At 40.3% G+C, this 5,853-nt stretch carries 6 protein-coding genes; 4 read left to right on the top strand and 2 right to left on the bottom strand.

The window, feature by feature from the left end:
- Positions 1-235: 235 nt before the first annotated feature.
- The 3 genes from H6G41_RS33845 (at position 236) to H6G41_RS33835 (ending at position 1,683) form a co-directional block, all read left to right on the top strand.
- Positions 236-475 carry an S-layer homology domain-containing protein gene (locus tag H6G41_RS33845; protein ID WP_190752737.1) on the top strand — a complete coding sequence of 80 codons (240 nt, stop codon included), beginning with the start codon at positions 236-238 and terminating at the stop codon, positions 473-475.
- A gap of 302 nt (positions 476-777) precedes the next feature.
- The gene (locus H6G41_RS33840) at positions 778-1,344 is read left to right on the top strand and encodes a GNAT family N-acetyltransferase (RefSeq protein WP_190752735.1); all 567 of its coding nucleotides are present in this window, start codon (positions 778-780) and stop codon (positions 1,342-1,344) included.
- A 42-nt stretch (positions 1,345-1,386) separates the two neighbouring features.
- The gene (locus H6G41_RS33835) at positions 1,387-1,683 is read left to right on the top strand and encodes a serine hydrolase (protein ID WP_190752733.1); all 297 of its coding nucleotides are present in this window, start codon (positions 1,387-1,389) and stop codon (positions 1,681-1,683) included.
- A gap of 977 nt (positions 1,684-2,660) precedes the next feature.
- Here H6G41_RS33835 and H6G41_RS36550 read toward each other — a convergent pair.
- Both H6G41_RS36550 and H6G41_RS33825 read right to left on the bottom strand, forming a co-directional pair.
- Positions 2,661-2,816 (bottom strand): dihydrofolate reductase family protein, encoded by a 156-nt coding sequence (locus tag H6G41_RS36550; RefSeq protein WP_374939453.1) that lies wholly within the window; start codon positions 2,814-2,816, stop codon positions 2,661-2,663.
- 201 nt (positions 2,817-3,017) lie between these two features.
- Complete coding sequence (locus H6G41_RS33825; protein WP_190752731.1) at positions 3,018-3,425, bottom strand: hypothetical protein; 408 nt, start codon at positions 3,423-3,425, stop codon at positions 3,018-3,020.
- Positions 3,426-3,928: 503 nt separating this feature from the next.
- On the opposite strand from H6G41_RS33825, the gene H6G41_RS33820 reads away from it, so the two are divergent.
- Complete coding sequence (locus H6G41_RS33820) at positions 3,929-5,428, top strand: Rieske 2Fe-2S domain-containing protein (RefSeq protein WP_190752729.1); 1,500 nt, start codon at positions 3,929-3,931, stop codon at positions 5,426-5,428.
- Positions 5,429-5,853 lie beyond the last annotated feature (425 nt).

Here is a 5,853-nt window from a genome sequence, read left to right as displayed (position 1 = left end):
TTTTAGCGATCGCTCTCTTCACCAGTTATATATAGTTCTCTTGTACTACTCAAAACACACCTCTACTTAGCACTTTTCTCTATTTAGATGCGTTTGCCCTGAGCCGTGTCCCTACTAGGTGTAATTCATTTCCTCGTTCTAGACAGTGGAATTTATAAGATATATACTCAGTACCAATGTAAATAATTTACGACTAATTATCCGTAACTAAAACTAGATAAGCACAAGATATTGTATGGCTAAATCTTTAAAAGTTTTCACTAATATATCCATTATTATTGCTATTTTCAGTAATCTATTTATAGCTAAAGCCTCAGCATTCTCTGATATTAAAAATCAATTCGCCAAGGAATGTATTAGTCAACTTGCTGAACGTAAATTAATTAAAGGATATGCTGACCAAACTTTTCGTCCCCAGTCAACTATCAGCCGCGCTGAATTTGCCGTTTTATTGCTGAATGCTTTTCCTAATTGACAAAGCAAGGTTCGTACTCCCAGTTCAGTATTATTTATCACAACTGGTGAAGGAACCCAGCAGCGATCGCTTTCCTAAAACATGGCTATGAACATGAATGGCACTAAGATATCGGCAAATTCAATATTCATAAGGCTTTTGGGTGTGGGGTGTAGTGGCGTTCGATTATAGCGTTGCGTAGCAAAGAAGTTTATTAATGTTCGCACTTGTTTTTAATTTTCTTGATTTTTCCCTACACCCGACACCCTACCCCCTACAACCTGCCCTGACTAGGTTTCACCTTTTCTTAGTGCCATTCGACTATGGACATTACCACCAAACGATTTCTTCTCCGTGACTTTGTTCAGGAGGATGAGCCTGCATTCCTTGCTTATCACGCTGCTCCTCGTTATGCCGAGTTCTGTTCACCGGAAGAAGTGACCCCGGACTTTACTTATCAACTGTTTCAACGGTTCATACAATGGGCAACCGAAGTTCCTCGATGCAATTACCAGTTGGTGATCGTCGATCGCCGCAATCTGGAGTTAATTGGCTGTGGTGGATTGCGGCAGGATGGCTATGCTGCCGGGCAGGCAGAACTTGGAATTGAGCTAGCACCCCAGCACTGGGGGCGTTATGCCTATGCAATCGAAGTTGGGAAAGCTCTGATTGATTTTGGGTTCCGCGATTTGGAACTAAAGGAAATTATTGGTCTTTCTGTAAGTGCTAACCTGAGAGTATCCCGGCTAGCAGAACGTTACGGATTCCAGGCGATCGGTACACAACCTGGTTCCGGCTGGATGCATATGCAAGGGTGGAGCCAGATTAAGTGGCAGCTTACCAGAGAATCATGGGAGCATTTATTTCCTTTGACCAGTTCGGTTAATTGAGCTTTTTGGAAGAAGGAGCAATGTAATTCAAGGAGTGTCGCGATGTCAATCCATTCCAAAGGCTATGGCAAAGCTGACGCTCAGCAACCTATCACCCCACAAACTCAATTTCCGATCGCTTCACTGAGTAAATCTTTTACAGCGATCGCAGCGCTGCAATTGCTAGAAGCTGGAAAAATTAACCTGGATGTCTCTGTAAAACAATATCTACCAGACTTCACTCTGGCTGATACCCAAACGGCTGATCAGATCACGATTCGTCACTTGCTGAATCATGCTAGCGGTTTGTTCAGCTTGGCTGGGTTCCATTGGGTTATCTCCTTTTGTGAATCATTGTGAGGTCTGATTGAGACTTGCAAGTGCAGCTGCGATTCGCCCAGATGCCTTTGGTCGTTTGTACATTCGTTCCATGTAGTTGTAGCGAACTGCAAACATAAACGCTTCAAACTGCAAACAAGGCAATTTTGAAACCACATTATCTGCAAATAAAGGGGGTCTCAAAACCACAATAATTGCAAATGAAACCACATTATTTGCAAATGAAACCACATTAACTGCAAATAAGCCGTAACCCTTGGGGTGATTGGGTTAGGAGATTTATCGCCTCAAGAGTGTCCAATTTATACGAACTTTTAAGCCGAACACTTATGCCCGAATATTGTGGTTTAATCTGAACGATATCCGTCCAATTTAATTATGAATTAGGTTTTTGGGAGCAAGTACCACTAACTCATTTATTGACTTGGTAAAGACTCTGAGTTTAAGACTAGAGCGAAAGTAATATTCTTTAATTTGGACAGTTTCATCGCCAAAGTACATATAAAGCTAAAACTCTTACTGGCTAACGATTACAGGCTATTTGCAGTTAATGTGGTTTCAAACCGCTTGTTTGCAGTTTGAAAATTATGTTTGCAGTTTCATTTGCATTTATTGTGGTTTCATTTGCAATTATTGTGGTTTGAAGACCCCCCTTATTTGCAGTTAATGTGGTTTCAAAATCGCCTTGTTTGCAGTTTGAAGCGTTTATGTTTGCAGTTCGCTACAGCTATCATCTGTTTCATGCCACCCGTGCAGATTTATTCCGGCGTGTTGGAGCATTAGAGGAAGCGAAGAGGAGCTATACACGGGCACTAGAATTAGTGACAAATGACAGTGAGCGTCGTTTTCTGGAACGTCGGTTGCGCGAAGTTCAACCTAACATTCAGTCCGGCTAAGGGTTTACAACAGTTTCAATTGGGCAAGCAATGTGAAAGCTGTTGATGTTTCGCCTGTCTTAGTTCTATTTCGGCTCATAATTCAAAACAACAACACCGCATTCAAAGGATGTTGATTTTACCAATTGCAACTGGATTGATAAACAAATGAAACTCATCAATCAGTCTATGGTGGATGAGAGCCGATACAAAAGTCGCTCTGCCATAAGCAATGATATAGTTTACCTCCTGGTTTTTAAGTTGAGTGATTTCGTCCACAAAATCACCCTTGGCTAATACCCTATTGTTCGACTATGACTGGTTCAGCGTTTTGGTAAAAACAACTTTGACAATTTTGCTAGTAGTTAGTTTCAATCTCTATGAAGGATTTAAGTTAGTTGCAACTTGAGCAATTGTTTTGGCTTATTAATTCTGAATAATGTAGCGATTGCTAAGAAAAACTCGTTGAATTTGATGATTTTAATCCATATAGCCAGTGGGCATTTGTGTTTCCACAGCTTTATCTGAAATTGGACGGCTACCATCTACTTCTAGAGTATTTTGAACTTGAAAATTATTCTTAGCAATCGGACGTTGACCGTCTATATCGAGAATTTCTTCTACCTCTAAATCATTAGGGTCAATTGGCCGGTTACCATCTACTGTTAACATCTCATGCTCTTGAAAATCACTCTTAGCAATCGGGCGTTGCCCATCTATATCAATTGTTTTGTCTGAATAATTTTCCGCCTTAACAATTGGACGCTGCCCATCTATATCAATTGTTTCCTTAATTTCAATATTACTGGGTTCAACTGGGCGCTGCCCATCTATATCAATTGTTTTAGGTGTTTGTGTCAAGTCGCTAGATGATGATTCTGAAGGCATAAATTTTAGTATCTTCTAATCGAAATCTATGTTTATCAAAAAACTTTAATGAGATGATTAATTACTTTAGTGAATTAAAATTCTAAAATCTTCTACCATAAAAAATAATATATCTCTAACTTGAGATTGATTAAATATCTTGCTAAAAGTGTATTTCTAAGAATAATTCAGCACCCAGGAGCGGAGCCACAGATGCTCCGCCTCAGATCAGAATTCGGAATTTAGACATAATCTGGTAGAATGCCTTGGGATTTTCGACATCGTAAAGTCACCCGAAAGCCAGCGCCACAACAAATTCAACCACAGCAAAATAACTGTGACCCATCTTACCCAGATTTTTGCATTCCCAAAAATTTAAGTCAACAAGTCAACAGGTATTGGTCTGCATCAGATGTATTAGCGCTTTGATCAGCGATAGTTGCAGGCTTTTTCCATGCTTCGCACTTTATCATGTTCTTTGTAAGGCCGTGAAGCGAAGCACGGGGTTTCTACCCAAAATTCCTATGACTACGGAAAGCAATTTACAAGGTGAGATGGCTAATGCTATTGGACAATTTCATCAACCTGATGAAGAAACATTCCAATGGACAAAGCAATGGTATCCAGTAGCAGTTGTAAATTTCTTAGATCCATCTCGTCCACACGCAATACAGTTACTGGGAAAGGATCTTGTTGTGTGGCGAGACAATTTCCACAAATGGTCTTGTTTTGAAGATTTTTGTCCGCATCGGCTAGCTCCTCTTTCTGAAGGACGGGTTGAGTCTGATGGCACACTTTTATGTGCATACCATGCTTGGCGTTTTGATTCCCAGGGGAAGTGTGTGAGTATTCCCCAGTCAAAAGATGAGCAAACAGCCACTAAGCACTGCTCAAACTCTAGGTCATGTGCTGTGAGCTATCCAACCCAAGAACTTCAAGGTCTACTGTGGGTTTGGGCTGAGTCAGGAAAAGAAGCACAGCTTGAAAGCCAATTAAGAACACCGCGAATTATCCCAGAACTTGAGGATAAGTCACTTCAAACAACACATTTGTTTTGGAATTTCCGTGATTTACCCTACGGATGGGACTTTTTTATGGAGAATGTTGCTGATCCAGCCCATGTACCTGTTTCTCACCACGGTCTTGTAGGCAATCGCTATCAAGATGCTAATTACTTAGACCTAGTTTGCATCAAACAGATATCTACGGGTGAAGGGTTCGCCTTTGAAATTAAACCGACAGCACCCACAATTGAGCGAGCAATACATGATTTTCAACCACCAAGTCATATGAGAATTGTCTCAACATCTGTTGATGGTGGCAAACTCATTCTCGCATTATATGCTACCCCAACTCGTCCAGGATGGTGCCGTCATATTGGCTCTCAAGTATTAGTGAAGAATGAGTTAGGAAAAACACCCAAAGGATTGGGAATCTTTGGTCTACCAATGCCAACTTGGCTAGGTCATGTTTTGTCATCCTTATTTTTGCATCAAGATTTGGTATTTCTCCATTACCAACAGAAGATTCTAGCCAAACGCCAAAACAGCCGATGGCTAGATGCAGTCTATACACCCAATCCCCAAGATAAGATGGTAATTACATTCCGCCAGTGGTTAGAGAAAAAAGCTGGAGGTAGCATTCCTTGGGCTGGTGGGTATAACTCTCATCCTTCCTCAAGTGAACTAGATAAGCAACAGCTTTTTGATGTCTGGACAACTCATACTCAAGATTGCCGAGTTTGTCAGGATGCTCTCAACAATATTAAACGTCTTTATACATGGGCTTATGGTTTGGCTGTCATTTGTTTGTGTATAAGTGTCATCCTTGATGCCAGGGCTATAGCAATCAAGGCAGCTATAGCATCTGTCAATCAAACGCCAATATCACTGTTAACACTTCCCTCTATTGGCTTCTGGGGGGCCCTTGGAAGTGCAATAGTATTTGCAACTCTAGGATACTTGTTGCAGAAATTTAGCCGACTATTTTACGTTTATGAGTTTGAACACTCCCACAATGACTGATAGACCTGTCTTCTGCATCATCTGAAAATTGATGAAAGTCAGTTACAGAAAGCTGTTCTGTGTCTGACTTTGATTATTTGTATATTTTTATACTATGCCCAAAGTAGTGAGACAAAGTTAACCAGGTTAAGGATATTAATTAGAAGTTATACTGTTTTTGCTGGTCGATTTTGATTATTCGCGGCAGACTCGAATTTTGGGAATCACAACAAACCAGTCTTCTAAAATATCTCCTGTGACATCATCTATTTTGATGTGATGATAAATGTATCTTACTGTTACCTCACCAAATTTAAATTGAAATTGGTTTGGGACAATCTTTTTATGGTTCTTTAGTACTTGTTATGCTAAACTAACAATCAAAATGCCAGTTTAACAAGCATCTAATTCGGAAGTTTTCAAAGTTTCTAAATCCATAAGCCGAG

It is taken from the genome of Tolypothrix sp. FACHB-123, from assembly GCF_014697075.1.
GTDB lineage: Bacteria > Cyanobacteriota > Cyanobacteriia > Cyanobacteriales > Nostocaceae > Aulosira.
Note: the sequence above shows the minus strand (reverse complement) of the source record. Positions and strands in the feature narration are given on the sequence as shown.

What these genes read in the sequence shown, in the direction of transcription:
- H6G41_RS33845 (WP_190752737.1), top strand. Translation starts at nt 236, where the DNA reads ATGGCTAAATCTTTAAAAGTTTTCACTAATATATCCATTATTATTGCT.
- H6G41_RS33840 (WP_190752735.1), top strand. Translation starts at nt 778, where the DNA reads ATGGACATTACCACCAAACGATTTCTTCTCCGTGACTTTGTTCAGGAG.
- H6G41_RS33835 (WP_190752733.1), top strand. Translation starts at nt 1,387, where the DNA reads ATGTCAATCCATTCCAAAGGCTATGGCAAAGCTGACGCTCAGCAACCT.
- H6G41_RS33825 (WP_190752731.1), bottom strand. Translation starts at nt 3,425, where the DNA reads ATGCCTTCAGAATCATCATCTAGCGACTTGACACAAACACCTAAAACA.
- H6G41_RS33820 (WP_190752729.1), top strand. Translation starts at nt 3,929, where the DNA reads ATGACTACGGAAAGCAATTTACAAGGTGAGATGGCTAATGCTATTGGA.